Consider the following 20,947-nt stretch of genomic DNA (forward strand, 5'->3'; position numbering starts at 1 on the left):
TGCTAGGTAGTATCGGGCTCTTGATCGCGGCCTGTATTCTTGCCCCTGTGCTCATCCACCGACGCATCCGTCATCCAGAGAGGCACTCTCGCCATCACGTCGGACAGCTCCTGCAGGTTTAACGGCGCAAGCGGGCTTAAATACGGGACGCCAAAGGATCGCAGGGTAAACAGATGCGTGAGCAGCATCAGCAGTCCCAGCATCAGCCCCATAATGCCAAAAATGCCGGAGAGCAGCATGATCGGAAAACGCAGAATTCTGATCGCCACTCCAAGCGTGTAATGAGGAATGATAAAAGACGCGATGCCAGTGATTGCGACAACCATGACCATCGGCGAAGAGACGAGCCCTGCTTCAATCGCCGCTTGCCCGATAACGAGGGCACCTACGATGCTGACCGCCGCCCCGACCTGCTTGGGCAGGCGGACACCCGCTTCCCGCAACGCTTCAAAGGTGATCTCCATCAAAAGCGCTTCCAACAACGCAGGGAATGGAACAAGCTCCCGGGAGTTGGCCATCGTCAAAAGCAGCGCCGTCGGAATCATTTCCTGATGAAAAGAAACGATTGCCACATAAAAGGAGGGGCCAAGCAGCGCAATAAACAAGAACAGATAGCGCAGCCACCTGATCACGGTGCCAAAGAAATAGCGCTCGTAATAATCCTCGGGAGATTGCAGAAAGGAGTAAAAGGTCGTCGGAGCCACCACGGCGATCGGCGAGCCCTCGACGAGGATGACGACTCTGCCCTCCAATAATTGAGAGCAGGCAATATCCGGCCTCTCGGTCGACAGAAGCTGCGGAAAAGGAGAATACGGGTTGTCCTGCAGCAGCTCCTCCAAATCTCCGCTGTCCAATACCCCGTCGATCCGTATGCTGCGCAAACGTTTTTCCACCTCATCGACCAGCGCTTTCTCCGCGACTCCCTGAAGGTAGGCGATTACCACTTCGGTATGGGAGATGCTCCCCAATTTGTAGGACTTCATCTTCAAAAGCGGAGTGCGCAATCTTTTCCGCAAAAGCGAGGTGTTGATTTCTACGGTTTCCACGAAGCCTTCTCTTGGTCCGCGAACGACAGATTCGGCGATAGGCTCCTCGACTGAGCGCGTCTCCCACTTGGTTAATCCGACCGAGGTCGCAGTGTTTTCTCCATCCGTCAAAATGACAGGATTGCCGTCCATGACGTGTCTGACGGTCTCCTCGATAGTCCCGATCTCGCTTCCGGAGGCTACGGGGATGATCCCGTGAAACAAAGGGGACCCGGCCGATCTCCTCCGCCCCTCCAGCAAGGGGGTCAGCACCTGTTGATTGAGTTCCTCCTGATTGGCGGTGCCATTGATGTAGATCAGGATGGCTCTCCGGCTTCCACTTATCCAAAAATCATGAAAAAGAACATCCGTGCAATCGGCGAAAATGTTTCGGAGAATGTGCAAATTGCTTTCCAGCTCGAAAGACAGCGGCGTCAGTCCCCTCTCGTCTGAGCCGGGCTGAAAAGACAGGGAAGACAAGTGCCCCCCTGAGCGGAGCTTCCGCTTTTTCCATGATCTCGAGAAAATCATGCGGCATCTCCTTTTTTCCTCCATTGTTGACTTTCCCCCTACCTTTTATAACCGCTTCTCCAATGGTACGGAGGCAAAATAAAAAAACTGCCCGACAGGCAGTTTCAGGTTGCAGACAAACTCCCTCGCTGAACGAACAGCAGAGGGAGTTTGTTTAATAATTTGATGAAAATACCGAAGGTGTTTTGATCGTTCACCTTTTGGCGACCTGATTTCCATAGCCAGGTCGCCATTTTTTTCAAGTTCATGGCAGCGAAAACAAGCATCGCCTGCATCGTGACCTTCTCCAGTCCTCGTAAGGTCGTCCAACGCATGCCATGCTTTTCCTTCATATCAGCGAATACACGTTCAATCGTTTCTTTCCGTTTGCTATAGATTTGTTTGTTTTCCTCGGTATGCCGGAGGTGGTCTACCTCTTCGAGGTAATCAGCCCAGATGTGGCGACTCACTCTCTTTGTGTAGTCTTTACTTTCCGTGCATTGTTTCAAGAACGGACAACTTCGGCAAACTTGAGAATTTGATCGATAGATACGGTACCCATCCTTGTTTGTTGTCTCATATGTTAAGATTTGCTCGTTCGGGCAGATGTAGCAGTCGAAATATTCATCATACACATATTCGTGCTTTTTAAAAAAACCTTCTTTGGTGCGTGGTCTTGTGTAGGGCATAACGGGGCGAATCTGGTCATCAAGGAGTGTTTTACTGATGTAAGGCGTCTTGTATCCCGAGTCCACTGCCACAGCTTGAGGCTGTGCAAACGTCTTTCGCACTTGATTCAAAACATCCTCAAAAACCTGACTGTCATGCACATTGCCTGGCGTTACCTTGGCACCAAGCACAAATCCATTTCGATCACATGCTGTATGAAAACTATAAGCAAATACACGTTCCTTTTCCCCTTTTACAAACAATCCGCAATCCGGGTCAGTTGTGCTGACTTTCACCTCCTTCTTCGAAGTTTCTGTCTTTTTTTCAAGGGGCTTCTTTCCATGTGCAATACGATCCTGATTGATTTCTTCGTCCAGCAGCTCTTGATATTTCTTCGCTTGTTCTTCAACGATTTCTTTCACGTATTTATGCTTATTCGCACTGGCTTTTACATGCGTAGCATCAATGAAAAGCACATCAGGCTTCACGAATCCATGATGAACCGCCTCCTCCAATATTCGAAGGAAGATCGACTCGAAGAGTTGAGTATCCCGAAAACGGCGAACATAGTTCTTGCCTAGGGTCGTGAAATGGGGAATGGGCTGACTGAAATCATAGCCAATAAACCACCGATAGGCAACATTGGTTTCGATCTCTTTAATCGTTTGTCGCATGGAACGAATTCCAAAAATATATTGGATGAAAGCAATTTTAACTAAGACTACAGGGTCAACACTGGGTCTGCCATTGTCATGACAGTAGAGGCTTTCCACCAAGTCATAGATGAACGAAAAGTCGATTGCATTTTCAATTTTTCTTACGAGATGATCTTCTGGCACCAACTCATCTAGCGAGAATGCAGATATCTGATAACGCCCTTCGGCCTCTTGCTTATTAAGCATAATGCCACCTCTAAAAAATAACTTTTGAAAACGTAACATGTTCTATATTCAACAAAAAAGCCTGCAGACCCTGTTCCTTACGGAACTTTGTCTACAGGCTGAAGCTGCCCGACAGGCAGTTTTTATGAGCAGTATGATGGAATCAGGAAGGATCGGCGTCCTGCTCCGATTGGATGTAGTGCTGTAGTTCTTCGTAAAACGTCGTGTTGCAAGCCATGACGCTGCTTTTCCGATCAAACGGCAACGGCTTCCCGTCCATTGTGGTCACCTTGCCTCCTGCTTCTTCTACCAGAATTCTCCCCGCTCCAAAATCCCAGGCGTTCAGCGAGAGGCTGACATACCCGTCGAGTCGTCCTGCCGCCACGTACGCCATTTCCAGGGCAGCGCTGCCCAGCAGACGCATGCCTCGCACCTTGCCGGCCAATTTTTTCACGATCAGGTCAATCCCCATTTGTTCCGCTTGTTTGTTCCAGAAAACGCTGGTACAAAGCAAAGCTTCCTCCAAGGAAACGGTCTTTTCCAGACGCAGTCTTTGGCCATTCAAATAAGCGCCTTGCCCCTTTACTGCGTGAAACATCTCATCCCGGGATGGATCATAGACGACGCCGATCAATCCCTCCCCTTTGTGATAAACGGCAATGGAAACAGCAAAGTTGATCTGCTGATGAACAAAATTGGTCGTTCCATCAATCGGATCGATGACCCATAAAGTGTCATACTCGCCGGGATCTCCCGTAAACGTTCGCTCCTCGCCCAGTATGCCATGCTCGGGATACTGGCGCAGAATCGCATCGATAACATGCTTCTCCACTTCCTTGTCCACAGCTGTGACAAGATCTGAAGCGGATGTTTTATATTCGACAGTAAAAGGCTGCTTCATTCGTCTGAGACTGAGTTCTCCCGCGCTTCTGGCACAATCCAGAGCGAGGTCCTTGAGTGCCTCCAAGGTTGTTGCATGCACACGTATCGCCACCCACATCTTGACTTTGCCTCTAGTGTACCATACTTTCCCTGCTGATACACCCTGCTGTCCACCTGATGAAAGCCCGGCAAAAAGTCATAGGAGGCCTGTTGATTGGCCTCCCGTCTGGTCTTGCAGGATGCTGCAGGGAACATCTGTAAGTAAGGAACAGCGCTGGCAAGCAACCGCTACCGGCAGTGATGAGCGACAGCAGCTAACAGCAGCGGGTCACTCCGCCTTTTTCATAGCGCTCACGCAGCGCGTAAATATAGTACTCTCTTTCCGTCATCGGAAAGTACCCAGGTTTGGCGTGGGTCTGGTACCAATGCTGCAGATAACGATCGTAGTCCGGCATGCCGAAGATGGTCTTGATGATCGAGCTGATCTGACGAAGGGACTTTTTGATCGTTCTCCACCTTTTTCTCATGCGATGGAATGTCCTTTGCCGTCGTAGTAATTGTCCCCTTTGGATTGAATGTACGGGGATTCGTGAAGCTCGAATTTCTTTCCGCGCAAAATGCTGATCCACAGCCGTATCCCGTCGGCAATAATCCCGATGATGATCGCCATGAAAATCGCGCAGACGGCAGCGTCAATCTGGTCATTCAGGATCATCTTCTGGGCTGCCTCCACTGTCTTGACACCCGCAGGAAGCGTTCCGGCATCAAGCGCCTTTTGGAATGCATCTGCGTGAGCCAGGAAGCTGATCTTCGGATCGGCGTGGAACAGCTTTTGCCATGCAGCGGTCAGTGTAGCTGACGTCAGCCAAACCATCGGCAGCAAGGTGACCCAGGCGTACCGCGCCTTGCCCATTTTGATAATGAGCGTCGTACCGACAACGAAGGCGATTGCAGCCAGCATCTGGTTGGCGATACCGAACAGCGGCCACAGGGTATAAATTCCGCCCAGCGGATCGACAACCCCTTGGTAGAGGAAGTATCCCCAGCCTGCCGTGATGACGGCGGAGCCGATCAGGTTCCCCGGCAGCCAGTCTACCTGCTTCATTTTCGGGAAAATATTGCCCAGCATGTCCTGAACCATGAAGCGTCCGACACGCGTACCAGCATCGATTGTCGTCAAAATGAAAACGGCTTCAAACAAGATCGCAAAGTGATACCAGAACGCCATTAAAGCCTTTCCACCCAACACCGTAGAGAAAATGGTCGCCATCCCGATGGCCAGCGAAGGAGCTCCGCCCGTTCGGGACAAAATCGTTTTTTCGTTGATGTCCTGTGCGAGTGTCGTAATCACATCGGGAGTGATCGTAAAGCCCCAGCTCGAAATCGTCTGTGCGGCGGCGACCGCATCCACCCCAATTACCGCAGCCGGCGAGTTAATGGCGAAGTAGACACCAGGTGTCAGTACGCAAGCCGCAATCATCGCCATAATCGCGACAGCAGATTCCATCAGCATCCCGCCGTAGCCGATCATCGGCGCATGCGATTCCTTGGCAATCATCTTCGGAGTTGTACCGGAAGAGACGAGCGCATGGAAACCGGAGACGGCTCCGCAGGCGATGGTAATAAACAGGAACGGGAACAGGTTTCCGGCAAAGACAGGACCGGTTCCGTCGATAAATTTCGTCAGAGCCGGCATCTCCAGCGGCGGCAGCGTCAGCACGATCCCTACAGCGAGAACGGCAATCGTTCCGACCTTCAAAAACGAGCTTAAGTAATCGCGAGGCGCCAGCAGCAGCCAGACAGGCAGGACAGACGCGACGAACCCGTAAGCGATAATCATCCAGGCGAGCTGAACCTTGCTAAAGGTAAACGCAGGTCCCCAGGTAGGAGATTCAGCGACCGCCTGTCCCCACCACAGAGACAGGAACAGAAGCACAAGTCCGATCAGCGAGCCTTCCATGACTCGCCCGGGGCGAATGTACCGCATGTACAGCCCCATCAGAATGGCAATCGGCAGCGTCATAAAGATGGTAAATGTCGCCCATGGCGATTCAGCCAGCGCATTGACAACGACCATGGCCAATACGGCAATCAAAATCACCATGATTGCTACGATCCCGATCAGGGCAAGCGCCCCGCCAAAAGGACCGATCTCTTCCTTGGCAATCTGGCCAAGCGACTTTCCATTGCGCCGCATCGAGCCGAACAGGATGATAAAGTCCTGTACCGCTCCGCCGATGACGACCCCGACGATAATCCAGATCGTCCCCGGCAGGTAGCCCATTTGCGCGGCCAATGTCGGTCCGACGAGCGGCCCGGCACCGGCGATGGCCGCGAAGTGATGCCCGAACAAGACCCATTTGTTGGTCGGAACAAAGTCCTTCCCGTCATTATTCACTTCTGCAGGTGTAGCCCGATTGTCATCGAGTCCCATGATCTTCCGGGCGATGAACCTGCTGTAGAAGCGATACGCGACAGCGTACGAACAGATCGCAGCTGTCAGCAGCCAGAACGAGTTGACGGATTCACCGCGTGACAGGGCCAGAAAGCCGAAGGCAACTGCCCCCAGCGCAGCAACCCCGCCCCAGATCAGGACTGAGAGAAGCCATTTTTTCATTCCTTTCTCCCCCTTGTAAAATGATGAATAGGAACATGAGGAATAAGACCTCAACCTACCCTATCACACGGTTGTACATCAAAAAAACAAAAATTGTCTGAACAGTAAAAAATCGAGCACGAAAGGAGAAAATGCAGGGTTGAAACGAAACGGCTCATGAAAGCGTCTTTTCTACACTGTTTGGACTTGTTCCCACTCTGCTGATTTCCTGGTGGCAAAAGGGCAATGAGCCTTTTCTGTTGATCATCGCAGGCATCGGGGCTATTTGGCTATTTTGGTGGACACGGAAAAGCTTCACCTGGCTGGCGGGATTATTGGCATTGTCCGCCTTATTTTGGGCTTTCCAGATGATGTAGAAAGATAACGGAATCCATGTCAATAAAAGGATAAAAGCATGTATCCGGGCAAGTGGCCGCTGCCGCAGCAAAAGCCATATTCCCGGATACATGCTTTTTTGTCAAAGTAAAAAAAGTAAGTTGGAACTAAAATCCCAGCCGTTTTTTCAACTCCTTCACGACATTGCGGCTTACCGGGACTTCCGTCCGCTGAGCGTCCTGCATGACCAGATAGAGCGCTCCCTTGAACCAGGGAACCAGCTCTGCAGTGCGGTACAGATTGGCGATGAACGCCCGGTGCGTCCGGAAAAATTGTTTGGGCGACAGCCTGCTCTCCAGCTCTTGCAGGGTAAAGGATGTGGCGTACTGCTCCTCTTCCGTATGTATGCTCGCGTATCGGCCGTCCACCGTAGCGTAGACGATATCGTTGGGATCGATCAGCATGATCTTCCCGTTGCGCTCCACCGGTATCCGGCGCGGCTGCTGATCTTGAAGTACGGTCTGGAGCAAGCTTTGCAGTTGCATTTCCAGATACGGCTGCTGGGCCGCTTCGCTTCCCGGCAGCGGACGAAGCTTTCGGACACGGTTGATCGTTTTCTCCAATCGATGCTCGCTGAACGGCTTGACGATGTAATCCACCGCTTCCGTCTCAAAAGCCCGGACCGCGTGGATCTCATAGGCGCTGGCAAAAATAATGACGGGCGGCTGCACCATCAATTCGAGCAAATCCTGCCCTACATCGACGCCGTCGCGATCGTGCAGGTGAATATCGAGAAAGACGGCATCCGGCTCCGCGTCGGGAATAAGCTCGAGCGCCTCTTCCCCGCTCTCTGCTTCTCCAATGACGGCTACATCCGAAAATTGTTCCAGGAGATAGCGAAGCTCTGCCCTTGCCGGGGCTTCATCATCCACGATGAACACTTTCAGCATGAACTTTCACTCCTAAAGGCAATTCTATGAGACAAGTCGTTCCCAGCCCCTTTTTGCTGTCGATCACGATCCCGTACGGCTGGCCGTAGATGGCCTGCAGACGGCTCCTTACATTGGACAGCCCGATGCCGGACAGCCGGCGTTTTCCGTCCTGGGCCGGAGGGGGCGGGACAAACGGGTCCTTTTCCATGCCCACACCATTGTCCGCAACCTTCAGCTCCAATACCTGCTTGTCCTTCAAGCGGGCGCTGATTTTGACGACGCCTCCCTCGCGCTTCGGCAACAGTCCGTGCTTGATCGCGTTTTCCACGAGCGGCTGGAGGACGAGCCCGGGAACGACATAGCGGTCTACGCCCGGCTCGATTTCATATTCCACTTTCAGCTTTTCGCCGAAGCGGGCCCGCTCGATCGCGAGGTAAGCCTCGATGTGCTCCAGCTCCTCCGCCAGCGTCACAAAACCACCGCTGTCGTGCAAATTCTTGCGGAAATATTCTCCCAAATGAATGAGCAGCTCCCGCGCCTGCTCGGGGCGAAAGCGGATGAAGGAAACAATCGTATTGAGCGCGTTGAACAAAAAGTGCGGATTGATTTGCGCATGCAGCGCCTTGATCTCGGCATCCGCCAAAAGACGGGCCTGCTTTTCCAGATCGGCCAGCTCGAGCTGGGTCGAGATCAGGTTGCCCAGCCCGCGAACGAGCTCCAGGTCGACCGCCGACAGCTTGCGGGATCGATCCTGATACAGCTTGAGCACACCGGCTACCTCTCCCCGCTTGCGCATCAGCGGTACGAGTATGGCGCTGCGCAGTGTGCAGTTGTTTTCCCGGCAGCCGATCTCCTCTTTTGTCCCCGCGATCTTCACTTCCTTGGTCTCCAGCACTTCCCTGGTCGCTTTTGTGGTAATCTCCTGCCCGACCACATGATGAGAGGAGCCGGCGCCGACATGGGCAAGGACCGTCTTCGTGTCCGTAATCGCCACGGCCGCCACTCTGGTCGTGCGGAGGATTTCCTCGGCGACGCGCTTGGCTGACTCATAGGTAAGCCCTTGTCTGAGGTAAGAAAGCGTTTTGTCCGCGACCTGCATCGTTCGCTGAGCCTGAAGAGCGCCAATCCGGTCCTCTTCCGTCTTTGCCAGATCGATAATGATGATCAGGACGGCGATCCCGAGCGCATTCACCACCGACATCGGCACGCTGATGGCCTTCACCAATGCCAGGGCATCCGCATACGGCCTGGCCACCAGCAAAATGATCGCCATCTGCATCCACTCTGCGACGAATCCGACGGCCATTGCCGTCGTCCAGCGAATTTCCCGCGTCCGCCGGAACCTGTAAAAAAGGCCGGCCAAAACTCCTTCGCTGATCGTGGAGATGGCACAAGCCAGATCGGTGAAGCCGCCAAGCGTGTAGCGATGAATGCCGGCGACCAGCCCAGTCGCCAGACCTACCCACGGCCCTGCCAGAAGGCCCGCCACGATGGTGCCGATCACGCGGGAGTTGGCGATCGCGTCCTGGTACCAGATGCCGTTGTACGTGCCTAAAATCGAAATTCCGGAAAAGATGAGAACCATGACTGCTTTGTCTTTGTAAGTGGCTCGCTGGTTTAATAGGCTGCGAAATGCTTTGACGCGCGTGAACAGCAAGGCAGCTACGACCAGTACGGCAGTTCGTTCTGCCAAGGGGATCATGAGGGCCAAATTCATCCTTGTCGCTCCTCTTCCAGTCTGTTGTTATCATTATCGCCACGGAGTGCTTATGCGGTCAAGCAAATCGTCAGTCTAGACTGAATTGACGCACAAAAAAATCCGCCAACAGCCATAGCTGTCGACGGACAGAAAGCCAAGCCGCTTCTTACAGATTGCCCCGCAGCTCCTGTTCTCTCTCGAGCGCTTCAAACAGCGCCTTGAAATTTCCGTTGCCGAAGCCGCGCGCCCCTTTTCGCTGAATGATTTCTACGAACAGGGTCGGACGGTCTACAATCGGCTTGCTGAACAACTGCAAGAGGTATCCTTCATCGTCGCGGTCCACCAGCACCCGCAGGTTGCGGAGCGTTTCGATGTCTTCGTCGATCTCTCCGACACGCTCCTTCAGTTCTTCGTAGTACGTGTCCGGTACGTAGAGGAAGTCCACGCCATTTGCCCGCAGTGCGGAAACGGTTTTTACTATATCGTTGGTCAACAGGGCGATATGCTGCACACCCGGCCCTTTGTAAAACTCGAGAAATTCCTGGATCTGCGACTTCCGGCGCCCCTCGGCCGGTTCGTTGATCGGGAACTTGATCCGCCCCGTGCCGCTTTGCATCACTTTTGACATCAATGCGGAGTACTCGGTCGAGATGTCATCGTCGCTGAAGTTCTGCACGGCCGTGAAGCCCATGACTTTTTGGTAGTAGGCCACCCATTCGTCCATGACTTCCACGTTTCCGACGATATGGTCAATCCCGATCAGCCCGGTTTCTTCTCCTTGAACCGGAGATTCATACGCTTGGTAGCCCGGGAGGAAGGGACCGTTGTAGTTTTTCCGCTCGACAAAGGTGTGGATGTTGTCCCCGTAGGTGCCGATGATTGCCTTTTTCACAGTGCCGAAGGAATCGGAAAACTCGGTCGGCTCCATGACCGGCACGGCTCCGCGGGAAACGGCCTCGCAATACGCCTGCTCACAGTCGTCCACGCGAAGAGCCACGTCCTTTACGCCGTCCCCGTGCTTGCTCACAAACGCGTTGATCGGGCTGTCAGGAGTAAGCGCCCCTGACAAGACAAACGTAAGATGTTTTTGTTTCAATACATAGGAAACCTTTTCCCGCGAGCCTGTTTCCAGCCCTGCGTAGGCCACAGCCTGAAATCCGAAGGCCTTGGTGAAGTAATGCATGGCTTGCTTCGCATTTCCTACATAGAACTCCACATAATCCCAGTCCTGAATGGGAAAGAAATCGGTGTTGCTCATTTGCCTACCCCTCCGACTTTTTCAAATTTTTGCATGATTGGGATGATTTTGTTTGTTATCTTGAGAGTACATGGAAAGCGTTTACTCCCGCAAGAACACGGAACAACGCGAAAACGCGCAACAGCTTTTCTCCAATAAAGTGCGCATCATCAGCGTCTTCCGGTACGATGCAGGAATATTTGCCCGGATAGATGAAAAACAAGGGATGAAGCGTAAAATGCTTGCTGAAAGGTAAGGAGGACTATACGAATGACACAATGGAGTGAAATGGCAAAAGAGCAATGGGACCAATTTTCGGCGGATTGGCATAAGCGCAGCGAAGCCATGTGGGAAACGGGCAGCCGCAGGACGATCCTGCCGCTGTTTACCCGCTATGTCCACGCGGAAAATGGACCTGTTCTGGACGCTGGTTGCGGAGATGGATACGCCAGCTGCAAGCTGGCCGCAAGCGGCTATACTGTGGAAGGAGTCGACATTGCCGGGGAAATGATTCGCCTGGCTAAAGACCGGGCAAATGACCGGGCAAAAAACGGTGAAATAGCTGTCCGCTTTCAGACTGGGGATGTGTCCAGCCTTCCCTTTTCCGATCAAACCTTCAGCGGGATTCTCTGCATTAACGTGACGGAATTCACGCCTTCGCCACTCGCTGCACTCCTGGAGTTCCATCGTTTGCTCAAACCGGGGGGCATCCTGCTCCTCGGCATACTCGGCCCGACGGCAGGACCACGGGGACACAGCTATCGCCGCCTGTACGGGGAGGCGACGATCCAAAACACGATGATGCCGTGGGAAGCGAAGCAACTGGCCAGCGAAAATGGCTATGTCCTGCTGGAGGAAGAACCCGTTTATAAAGAAGGCGTACCTGCCGAGCTGGCAAATCGGTTACCCGCGGAATTGCGCGAGGCCCTCAGCTTTTTGACATTGTTTGTGCTGAAAAAAGGATAGAAAGAACGGCCCCGCCCGTGCCAGCCATAAAAAAAGGTGCCGCGACCGGCACCTTTTTTGGCGTTTTGTTACTGAAATGGATTGACAACTTTATTGGCTGCCATCCACATTTCTTTGCTTTTCATCAGCTGTGCGATTACGGGCTGTTCCGTTCCGTAAAGCGACCGATAGAGTCGCTGGGTTTCCCGCAAATCATTGTAGGTCAGATAAGGGTAATCCGGTCTGCCAAAGGTGTCATCAGGGAACCAGGCGTAGTGCAGATCTCCATTTTGCGTGATCCATCGTTCTCCCAGATTGGTGACTCCCTGAAGCATCACTGTTGCCAGCGCTTGGTCGGCCGGATCTTGAAATTGCATGTACATTTTCCACAAAAAGTTAATTTCCGCCAACTGGTGGTTGAGCGAAACATGTGTCGGCTTATGCGGTGTCGGGTGGGCGTAATCGGCAACCAGCCATCCATCTGTAGGACCGGGTATTACGTAGTGATACTGACTGGCGTGATTGCGCAAATACAGGGCGTACCTTTTGGCCGATTCACAAAATTCACTCTCATTATACTTTTTGCAGCCATCAAGCAGCAGCTCGGCCATTCCGGTATTAAACCGCGTATCGTAAAAGCCATCAGGGATCCCGTAATCGTCAGCCAGCCACTGGGACTGTGGATACGTCTTCCAGTGCCCTTCCGCTTCCTGATTGCGGACAGCGGTATCGAGCATGACGTAGGCCATGTTTTGCGCCGCTTTGCTGGTTGGATTCGCCAGGAAGGAGCGGACTACATAGTTCTCCGGATTGCGCCAAAACGCATTGACGGTGTAGGGAACGTATGTAGACGGACTCGTGTAGTAATAGCCGTCGTACAACCACTTGGCCTTATCCGAGAGATCGACTCCCAGCCAAAGATTGGCTGTCGGCTCACTATCCCAGGGAACCAGCGGGGAGCTGGACTCCATGATCCACCATTCGCTGACCATTCCCGCCTTTACCGGGAGCTGTACCTCCAGATGCATGCGATACCACTCTTTTTTCACGGCAATGGGCAGAGCCAATTCCTTTTTTTCCTCGATTGTCGTTCTCCCCAGAGGATTGTAGACAATCGGCGAGGCGACCCAGAAGTAACGACTTGGTGATTCAATAAAGCCGGGAACCAGCGGCAATTCATTTGTCTCCGCCAAAGAGAGCAAATTCCATACCCGCGTGATCTGGCCATTATTATCCGTGCTCAGAACGTGGCGAAAGGTTGACCCTTCGCCTGCAAACGGCACCGACAGCACATACGGACTGCTGTCGATCTGCCCTTCCAGCCTGTACATGCGAAACACGTCACCATTTTTAAACTGGTAGATCTTCTGTTTCAAAGCTCCACCGCTTACCGAAATAGACTCTTCCTTGATCGTCGGCTTTTCCCACTGAAAAGCATCTGAGGCGGAAGGGGGCATTGCGAGTGAGACTAGCAATGCGAGAAAAAACAATACGGACTTTCTTACCTTGGTCATGTAATCCCCCTTGCTCAGAAGTTTGCGAACCCGCTCGCTCTGTTTTCGGAGTAACTGCCACGCCATGATGTAATAGGTTCCACATTATCTTCGCATTTCCTCCATTATTTATCAAATATGATTAGAAAGTACCATGATGAAATGCCTTGCAATCTGATAAAGATGTAGGGAAAGCGACTATTACATTCGACACGGAGGGGATGTCATGACAAACAAAATTATTTCTGCTGCCCTCGTCTTTTTCTTTATTTCTTTGGCCGCCTGCCCGCCGGCAGCTTGGGGAATCCAATCACATCCGACGCTTGCCGCAGCACCTTCAGCCAAAGAGCCAAAAGAGCCTCTCCCCTATTTTGGGACCGGAGAGGTTTACGTGCAGCCCGGGTCAATCGCCCCGCTTTTTCCCGTCCCTTCTGTTTCTTTCGATACGCCTGCTTTTCAAAAGGCCAGCCAAGCCTTTACCAGTCAGGAAGAAATGATGGCGTTCGTCAAGAAGCTGGACAGTCAGTACGCTCACGTCCGCCTGGAAATCATCGGGCAATCCCTCGAAGGTCGGGACATTCCGCTTTTGATCCTGTCCCGCCAGCCTGACCAGGTCCAAACTGACAAGACAAAACCTATCGTCTGGCTCCAGGCCCAAATTCACGGCAATGAGCCCGCTTCAGGTGAGTCCGCTCTGGTCATCGCGCAATGGCTGGCAACAGAACATCTGGGAAAAGACCTTTTGGACCAGGTACATGTAATCATCGTTCCGCGAATCAACCCCGATGGGTCCTACCGGTTTCAAAGAACGATCGCTGTCGGTCAAGATGCCAATCGCGATTACATGAAGGCCGAATACCCCGAGGTGCAGGCGATCCACAAGGCATTCGACCGCTTCCGGCCCGATGTCGTGCTGGACGCTCATGAGTATGGCGTCACGTCCGCTTCCCTGGCGAAGACAGGGAAAAAAGGAGCGCTTTCTTCCTATGATGTGCTGATCTCTTCGGCCAAAAATTTGAACATCCCAAAAGAACTGCGGAGCATGTCCGATCAACTGCTGCTGCCGGAAGTTGAAAAAGCGCTGGATGAGGCCAAACTGACGCATCACCCCTACTACACGTTATCCCAGAACAAGGACGGGCAGATTATCGCGACAGAAGGCAGTACGGAAACGCGAATCGGCCGCAATGCCCTCGGATTGAAAAACAGCCTTTCCTTTTTGGTGGAGACGAGGGGAATCGGCATCGGCCGGGCCGATTTTGAACGCCGTGTATATGGACAGGTGACGACACATGCCGCCTTTATCCAGGCCACAGCCCGACATGCAGAAAAAATAAAACAGACGGTCGCCAGATCACGCAGCCGGTTGATCGAGCAGGGGAAAAAAGCTGATGACGACGACCGGATTGTCGTCACTAGCGAAAACAAACGAATGACCGGTTACTCACTGGATGTGATTGATTTGGCACAGTCCAAGCGCGTCTCCATCCCGGTTGCGTGGGTGAGCGCGACAAATGCTTATCCGACCCTGGAGAGGAAAAGGCCGACTGCCTATTTGATGCCTCCCGCTTATCACCATATCGCTGACCGGCTGGAGCGGCTGGGCGTGAACATCGCGACATTGTCCGAGCCTGCTGCTCTCCCTGTAGAAAGCTATCTTGTCACGGATAACAAGGTACAGGCTCGCCTTGAAAACGGCCGTTTTCCCAACCGGGTGGAGACCTGGGTCACTGAGGAGCAGGTGACCTTTCCTGCCGGCAGCTACGTATTTACGATGGACCAGCCGCTCGCCAACTTTATTGCGCTCGCGCTGGAGCCGGAGTCCGTGGACAGCTTCGTGACGAACAGCTACCTCCCTGTGCAAAAAGGTGACCGTATCCCTATATACCGCTATATGTCCGAAAAGCCGCTCCCGGCGAATTAGCACTTCGGCACTTCGGTCCCCCGGCACTCCGATACTCCGGCACCCTGGTACCCCGGCACCCTGGTACCCCGGCACTCAGATACTCCGGCACTCTGGTACCCCGGCACCCTGGTACCCCGGCACTCAGGTACCCCGACCTAATAAAAAAACGTCCCTGCACCGGTTGTTTCAGCCGGTTGAGGGACGTTTTTTGTCAAAGAGGTTTTTCCTTACATAATTACTTGCTCACTTGCTTGCGCTGTTTTATTCAGCCAGCAATCGTTTTACGTCTTGGTAGCTGGCTTCCAGCTGCCTGTCGACTGCTCCCGCTTCCTGAACGTGATGGCGCAGCGCCTCATTCATCTGCTCCAGAGCCCGTTTTGCTTCCTGGACCTGCAGATTGTTTTCGTCCGTGTAGCGCTTTTGCTGCTGGATCGTTTCCATGACACCCGCCGTCTCTTCACTCACTTCCCGCAGGGCGGATACGATGCTTTCCATTTTTTCAGCCGCTTCCTTGCTTGTCGACAAGCCTTTTTGGATCGCACTGCCGCTCTTCTCGCTGTTGGCGATCGCTTCTTTTGTCTCTTCCTGAATTTTGCCGATCAGCTCGGCAATGTTTTTGGTCGAATTGGCTGTCATTTCTGCCAGCTTGCGAACCTCGTCCGCCACGACCGCAAAACCCCTTCCCTGTTCGCCTGCGCGAGCGGCTTCAATCGCTGCATTGAGAGCCAGCAGGTTCGTCTGATTGGCGATATCGCTGATCACTTGAACGATGCTGGTAATCTCCGACGAACGCTCTTCGAGACGGCCCATGGATGCGGACGTGCTGGCAGACTGCTGTTCCAGCACGCTCATCACCGAGACGACCTCTGCCATTGAGAGCTTGCCTTCATTTGCCCGTTCTACGGACTGCATGCAGATGCTCGTCAAACGCTCTCCGCGGGAATAAAGGTTGTCGGCCGACTCCTCGGACTCTGTGCTGATCCGCTGAATTTTCGCGATAATGCCTTCCATCCGGTTTGCCAGCTCGGCAAGGGAGCCGTGCTGGTCGTTTACAACGCCATGCTGATGAATGATCGCGCCCATTTGCTCGTAAACCGCCATCAGCTCTCGCTTGATTTCTTCGCGGTCTCCCCGCGCATCCGGCTCCTGCAGTGCTACGGCGGTCGCAGCTATTTCCTGCTGGGCTTCGTCCTTCTTTTTCTTCCAGAACATTGACGTCACTCTCCTCTTTTTTCTTCTGGCTAGCGTGTGTGGCTCTCCCGGTGCGCAAAAGCGCGCGATTCCATAATTCCCGGATGCTGCTTGGCCAAAAGAAGCAGGTTTTCCAGGTAGTAATAATGGCCTTCCAGCACTTCCACGTCCTTGCGGGTAAACTGCTTCGTCTGCAAATACTGCTGCATCTCCAGGGCGTATCTCTCCAGCTTGCCGTAAAATTCATTGGCCCGCAGCATTTGCTCCACTTCCGGATAGGCGGTTTTGAGCCGATTGATTTCACCGTATACCTTGGTACCTTCGAGAATCAGTTGATAAGCCGCGCGCTCATAGGAGGCGGCCGTCGCTTGTTCCTGTTCCTGTCTTGCGGCGCGCAAAGCGGACAGGTACGTGATAAAATGGTAAACAGTTAAAAATAAAGGCCCCAAAAACAAAATGATTCCTGCTTTGTATACATGTTGGTTTGCCAGGTTGCTGATGAGCAAGAACAGATGAAACAAAATTGCCCCCAGCCATGCGTAAATAATCACATGGTGGTTTACCTTGCCTGCCTCCTGCTGGCGCGAGAAAACAAACGTCAGCCCCAAAAGATAAAAGGCAAGCAGAGTAAAACTCGCGCTGAACAATGCCATTTCCATCTCCTGAAGCCAAGTGGCATCGGCAGGAATCTCAAACAAAAATTCAAAGGCGAGTACCAGCAGTGAGAAGAGCAAACCCATGATCCAAAACCGGCTTACTTCGGAATCGTTGCGCCGGCGAGAGCGGTACCTTTCCGCACGGGATTCTTTCAATTGTTCTCACCTCACTTTCAAATGGATTCGCCATGATTCACCAATTTCCTCTTAGGGCCAGACAAAATCTGACATCGGAGGCTACCATGAAAAACCCTTTGCCCGCTGCATTTACGGCACGTATGCAGGCGCTATTGCAAGACGAATACGAAGCCTTTATCGCGAGCTATGAAGAGGCTGCGAGCCACGGCCTCAGAATCAATCCGTTGAAGCTTGCGCCGGCTGATTTCCTGTCGCTCTCCCCCTTCTCCCTGGAGCCGGTGGAATGGTGTCCAAATGGCTTCTGCTACAGGGAAGGAGATCGTCCCGGCAAGCATCCTTACCACGCAGCCGGTCTGTACTATTTGCAGGAGCCGAGTGCCATGTCCCCTGCGGAAGCACTGGAGGCGCTCCCCGGCGAAACAGTACTCGACCTATGTGCGGCTCCGGGCGGCAAGACAACCCAGTTGGCTGCGGCCATGAAAGGGAGCGGGCTGTTGATCGCCAATGAAATTCACCCGTCGCGGGTCAAGGCCCTTTCGGAAAACGTCGAGCGGCTGGGCATCACCAACGCTATCGTGACCAACGAAACACCGGAGCGGCTGGCAGAGCGATTCCCGCTGTTCTTTGACCGGATACTGGTCGACGCGCCGTGTTCCGGCGAGGGCATGTTTCGCAAGCTCCCGGAGGCAGTCGCGGAGTGGACACCGGAAAAAGTGACGGAGTGCCACCTCATGCAGCTGGATATTTTGGATGCGGCCAGCGCCATGCTGAAGCCCGGTGGGACGCTTGTCTATTCGACTTGCACGTTCGCCCCTTTGGAAAACGAGCAATCCTTGGCTGCCTTTCTACAGCGCCATCCCGAGTTTGACATGATCCCGCTTCCTTCCGCAGACTCGTATTCGCCCGGCGAGCCCAAGTGGGCCGACCCGTCCTTGCAGGATGTGTCTTTGGCCGCACGCCTTTGGCCCCATAAACTGCGAGGGGAAGGCCACTTTGTCGCCAAGCTGAGAAAGTCGGCTGAAACGGACACGGCAGAACTGTCCCGCAGCCGTCCGAAGAAAAAAGCAAAACCTGCCTCTTTTGCCGGCAAAAAGGAAGCGGTCGCAATCTGGCAGAGCTTTGTCCGGGAAGCCCTGCCGAACCTTGGCGATCTGTACGCCGACGACTCTGCCCTTCTCCTCTTCGGCGACCAGCTTTATTATACCCCGCGACCCGGACTGGATTTGGACGGCCTTCGCATCAACCGGGCCGGCTTGCACCTGGGAACGCTGAAAAAAAATCGCCTGGAGCCCTCACACGCTCTCGCCTTGGCAGTATGTGCGGAGGCAGCAGCACGCGTCGCCAGCTTTTCTGCAGCCGATCCTGACCTGATCCGCTATCTCAAGGGAGAAGCATTATCGCGGGAAGGAGAAGCTGGCTGGACTCTGGTCTGTGTGGACGGCTTCCCCATCGGCTGGGGCAAGCAGGCTGACGGACAACTGAAAAACCATTATCCCAAGGGATTGCGCTGGCTGTAATCCAGCTAGCAAGAAAAAAGCCCACCTGCATCGGGAGCACAGATTCTTCCCGCAGGTGGGTTTTTGTTAGCGGTTCCGCCGATTCGGCCCGTCGTTTACCATCGTCAAGGAGCCGTTTTTTATGTAACGAAGGATTCTGGATACGGAAATACCGGTTGCGTTGGCGATTTGCATCGCATTGGAGTTGGGGTTCATTCGCAGATACTCGCGAACTACCCGATACTCATCCAGTTCTTCCTGTGTGCACGAACGGCATGCCGATTCAGCCGCCGGAATAGGCAAACCGCATTGTTCACAGAATAGTTGAGTCATGACAGCTTTCTCCTCATACCCTGATTTGTCCCCTGAGCAGGACCCAGGTCCAAAGTGGCCGATATTTTCTGGTACTTCTATTTATTGTACCCGTTTTAGGGTAAGAGGAAAACCCTGCATCTATAGAACTAGATTCAGCCGTTCACTGCCATTTTCACTGACAAAAGACCGCTTGCGGTAAGCAAAACGACGCATCCGACAGCCAAAGCAGCCATATCGGGCACAAAAAGTGAAAAGGTATGCCAGGTCACATTCAATCCGTACAGGAGCACCGGCAGCAAGAGAACGGCAAGCAGGATAAAGACTGTTGCAAGCCCGGCCCATATCCGCCTGTTCCCTGACTTCCGCCGTACTCGGAACAATCTGTAGACCACCATTGCCGTTACCAAGAGCAGGACGAGAAAAACAACTGCAAACAGCCATCTTTCCATCGGCACTGAAAAGGTTACGGGCTGCGCCTTTTTTCCCAGCAAAATCTGCTGGACCCCGTTCATTACTTGCGTAAGCCTGATCTCCTCCAGCGAATTGTTGCGATTGGTCAAAATGGCGGCTCCCCATCCTTCCCCGGGCAGCAGCATGATCTCCGAGCGATAATCGGGGGTTGAGCCTGCATGCCAGATGCGTTCTCCGCCTTCAGCCAGCGGCGTGATCCTCCAGCCGAAGCCGTAAGAGGTCTGTGAATTGGCTCTTGTCAAGACGGCAGGCTCCATCATCATCCTGGTGTAGCGGGCAGAAAGCACGGCATCCGGCTGCAGCATTCCGATCAGATAATGTCCCATGTCTTCGGCACTTGCCGCAATGTACCCGTAAGGAGCTCCCCCGTTGTCATATGCGATGTCGCTTTGGACAGACAGACCAAACCAGGAGCGGTAACCGGACATCCAGCCCTTTTCTTTGGCTTGCCGGACACTGGCTGCAGCGTTGGACATGCCAAGCGGCTCGAATACGGATTTATCCATGTACTCCTCGAACGAAACGCCGTAAATCCGTTCGATCAGCGCTCCGAGTATCCCGTAGTTTGCGTTGCTGTACTGGTGCCGTTCACCCGGCCGTGCGGTGGTGGCTTCCGTAGAAAGCTCACGAACATATCGCTGGACTGCTTCGCTGTCGTCCGCTCCCTGGTCGGCAAATTTCATGCCGGATTCCGTACCAAGCCCGCTCGTTTGCGTGAGCAGTTGGCGGACAGTGATTTTCGCGGCGTCCTCTTCGCTTTCTAGCGTAAACGAAGGCAAATATTGCCGGACAGGCGCATCCAGGTCGATTTTATTGGCCTGAACAAGCAGCATGATTCCATAGGCAGTAAGACCCTTGCTGAGAGAACCGAGCAAAAACGGCGTTTGTGCCGTCACAGCCGTCTTCCCGTCTCCGGTCACTCCCCATGTTTTTCTGTAGACAATCTGCCCGTCCTTTACCAGCACCATGGAGCCTCCGGGGGCACCCAGCTTCGCGGCGGCATCATCGATGTAGGCATCGATCTCATCAAGCTTGGCTTGCAGCTCGGCGGAAATCGCCTGCTGTGCCGCAGAAGCATGCTGACTAGGCAAAATCAGGGTTGAGACGATCAAGGACAAACATAAAAAATAGCTGTAAAACCGAAAAGATTGCACGGATAATAAGCTCTTCATGACAGACTCCTTTTCCTGGTCATCCTGAGGCGGTTGCGTCAATCGTTGTCGATGACTACATTACCAGATGAAACCAAGTTGGAAATCCGTCAAGAGGCGGAGAGGAAATCGGACCTGCGGCCCGGCTTGCGAAAATGAAAAGCGCTCTCCGTCCTCGGGTACCAGCACTCTGTCAGCCAATTGATTATCTTTCAAAAAATCTCGCAGCTCTTTTCGCTCCAGCAGACAATGATTATTCGCAGCGATCAACGATCTGGCCTGCCAAGCTGGGAAACGCATGCGCAAAATGGAATCCAAAGACCACCTGCCCTATGTCCGCTTCGTCTCTGGCCGCCCTTATCCATCAAAAAATCAAATGATTGAGGTGACGAAAATGATACCGACATTGGAAACAGAA

The 20,947-nt window shown here is 53.3% G+C and carries 16 protein-coding genes; 3 read left to right on the plus strand and 13 right to left on the minus strand.

Going from position 1 to position 20,947, the window contains the following annotated elements; all coding sequences use genetic code 11:
- Positions 1-2: 2 nt before the first annotated feature.
- The 8 genes from NSQ24_RS19410 to hppD all read right to left on the minus strand — a co-directional run bounded on the left by NSQ24_RS19410 (position 3) and on the right by hppD (position 10,788).
- Positions 3-1,556, minus strand: coding sequence for a spore germination protein (locus NSQ24_RS19410; protein WP_339166410.1), 1,554 nt, complete (start codon positions 1,554-1,556; stop codon positions 3-5).
- A 104-nt stretch (positions 1,557-1,660) separates the two neighbouring features.
- Positions 1,661-3,106: an IS1182 family transposase gene (locus NSQ24_RS19415; RefSeq protein WP_024985259.1), complete on the minus strand. Its 1,446-nt coding sequence runs from the start codon at positions 3,104-3,106 to the stop codon at positions 1,661-1,663.
- Positions 3,107-3,248: 142 nt separating this feature from the next.
- On the minus strand, positions 3,249-4,067 hold the full coding sequence (locus NSQ24_RS19420; RefSeq protein WP_339166412.1) for an inositol monophosphatase family protein: 819 nt from the start codon (positions 4,065-4,067) through the stop codon (positions 3,249-3,251).
- A 214-nt stretch (positions 4,068-4,281) separates the two neighbouring features.
- On the minus strand, positions 4,282-4,494 hold the full coding sequence (locus tag NSQ24_RS19425; RefSeq protein ID WP_003389039.1) for a YbdD/YjiX family protein: 213 nt from the start codon (positions 4,492-4,494) through the stop codon (positions 4,282-4,284).
- On the minus strand, positions 4,491-6,584 hold the full coding sequence (locus tag NSQ24_RS19430) for a carbon starvation CstA family protein (RefSeq protein ID WP_003389037.1): 2,094 nt from the start codon (positions 6,582-6,584) through the stop codon (positions 4,491-4,493). The genes NSQ24_RS19425 and NSQ24_RS19430 overlap by 4 nt, the downstream gene beginning before the upstream one ends.
- Positions 6,585-7,066: 482 nt before the next feature.
- A complete protein-coding gene (locus NSQ24_RS19435) occupies positions 7,067-7,849 on the minus strand; it encodes a LytTR family DNA-binding domain-containing protein (protein ID WP_024983859.1) in 783 nt (260 codons plus the stop codon).
- Positions 7,824-9,548 carry a sensor histidine kinase gene (locus tag NSQ24_RS19440; RefSeq protein WP_003389035.1) on the minus strand — a complete coding sequence of 575 codons (1,725 nt, stop codon included), beginning with the start codon at positions 9,546-9,548 and terminating at the stop codon, positions 7,824-7,826. The genes NSQ24_RS19435 and NSQ24_RS19440 overlap by 26 nt, the downstream gene beginning before the upstream one ends.
- Positions 9,549-9,696: 148 nt before the next feature.
- A complete protein-coding gene (hppD, locus tag NSQ24_RS19445) occupies positions 9,697-10,788 on the minus strand; it encodes a 4-hydroxyphenylpyruvate dioxygenase (protein WP_172920262.1) in 1,092 nt (363 codons plus the stop codon).
- A gap of 249 nt (positions 10,789-11,037) precedes the next feature.
- Here hppD and NSQ24_RS19450 point away from each other — a divergent pair, with 249 nt between their 5' ends.
- Positions 11,038-11,733, plus strand: a complete 696-nt coding sequence (locus tag NSQ24_RS19450; RefSeq protein WP_031931842.1) for a class I SAM-dependent methyltransferase — start codon at positions 11,038-11,040, stop codon at positions 11,731-11,733.
- 68 nt (positions 11,734-11,801) lie between these two features.
- Here the strand turns inward: NSQ24_RS19450 and NSQ24_RS19455 are convergent, their stop codons facing one another.
- Positions 11,802-13,226 carry a hypothetical protein gene (locus NSQ24_RS19455; protein WP_003389032.1) on the minus strand — a complete coding sequence of 475 codons (1,425 nt, stop codon included), beginning with the start codon at positions 13,224-13,226 and terminating at the stop codon, positions 11,802-11,804.
- A gap of 205 nt (positions 13,227-13,431) precedes the next feature.
- Between NSQ24_RS19455 and NSQ24_RS19460 the strand changes: the two genes are divergently transcribed.
- Positions 13,432-15,129, plus strand: coding sequence for a M14 family metallocarboxypeptidase (locus NSQ24_RS19460; protein WP_339166414.1), 1,698 nt, complete (start codon positions 13,432-13,434; stop codon positions 15,127-15,129).
- 243 nt (positions 15,130-15,372) lie between these two features.
- Here NSQ24_RS19460 and NSQ24_RS19465 read toward each other — a convergent pair whose 3' ends face one another.
- Entirely contained in the window at positions 15,373-16,323 is a 951-nt protein-coding gene (locus NSQ24_RS19465; RefSeq protein WP_003389030.1) for a methyl-accepting chemotaxis protein, read from the minus strand.
- Positions 16,324-16,352: 29 nt separating this feature from the next.
- Positions 16,353-17,114 (minus strand): hypothetical protein, encoded by a 762-nt coding sequence (locus NSQ24_RS19470; RefSeq protein WP_003389029.1) that lies wholly within the window; start codon positions 17,112-17,114, stop codon positions 16,353-16,355.
- A gap of 86 nt (positions 17,115-17,200) precedes the next feature.
- Between NSQ24_RS19470 and NSQ24_RS19475 the strand changes: the two genes are divergently transcribed.
- On the plus strand, positions 17,201-18,613 hold the full coding sequence (locus NSQ24_RS19475; RefSeq protein WP_339166416.1) for an RsmB/NOP family class I SAM-dependent RNA methyltransferase: 1,413 nt from the start codon (positions 17,201-17,203) through the stop codon (positions 18,611-18,613).
- A 66-nt stretch (positions 18,614-18,679) separates the two neighbouring features.
- On the opposite strand, the gene NSQ24_RS19480 is transcribed toward NSQ24_RS19475, so the two are convergent.
- Together NSQ24_RS19480 and NSQ24_RS19485 are read right to left on the minus strand one after the other, a co-directional pair.
- Positions 18,680-18,925, minus strand: coding sequence for a hypothetical protein (locus tag NSQ24_RS19480; RefSeq protein WP_003389025.1), 246 nt, complete (start codon positions 18,923-18,925; stop codon positions 18,680-18,682).
- Between the two features lie 134 nt (positions 18,926-19,059).
- Positions 19,060-20,550 carry a serine hydrolase domain-containing protein gene (locus NSQ24_RS19485; RefSeq protein ID WP_339166418.1) on the minus strand — a complete coding sequence of 497 codons (1,491 nt, stop codon included), beginning with the start codon at positions 20,548-20,550 and terminating at the stop codon, positions 19,060-19,062.
- Positions 20,551-20,947: the final 397 nt, after the last annotated feature.

This window comes from Brevibacillus sp. FSL L8-0520 (genome assembly GCF_037963895.1).
Classification (GTDB): domain Bacteria; phylum Bacillota; class Bacilli; order Brevibacillales; family Brevibacillaceae; genus Brevibacillus; species Brevibacillus borstelensis.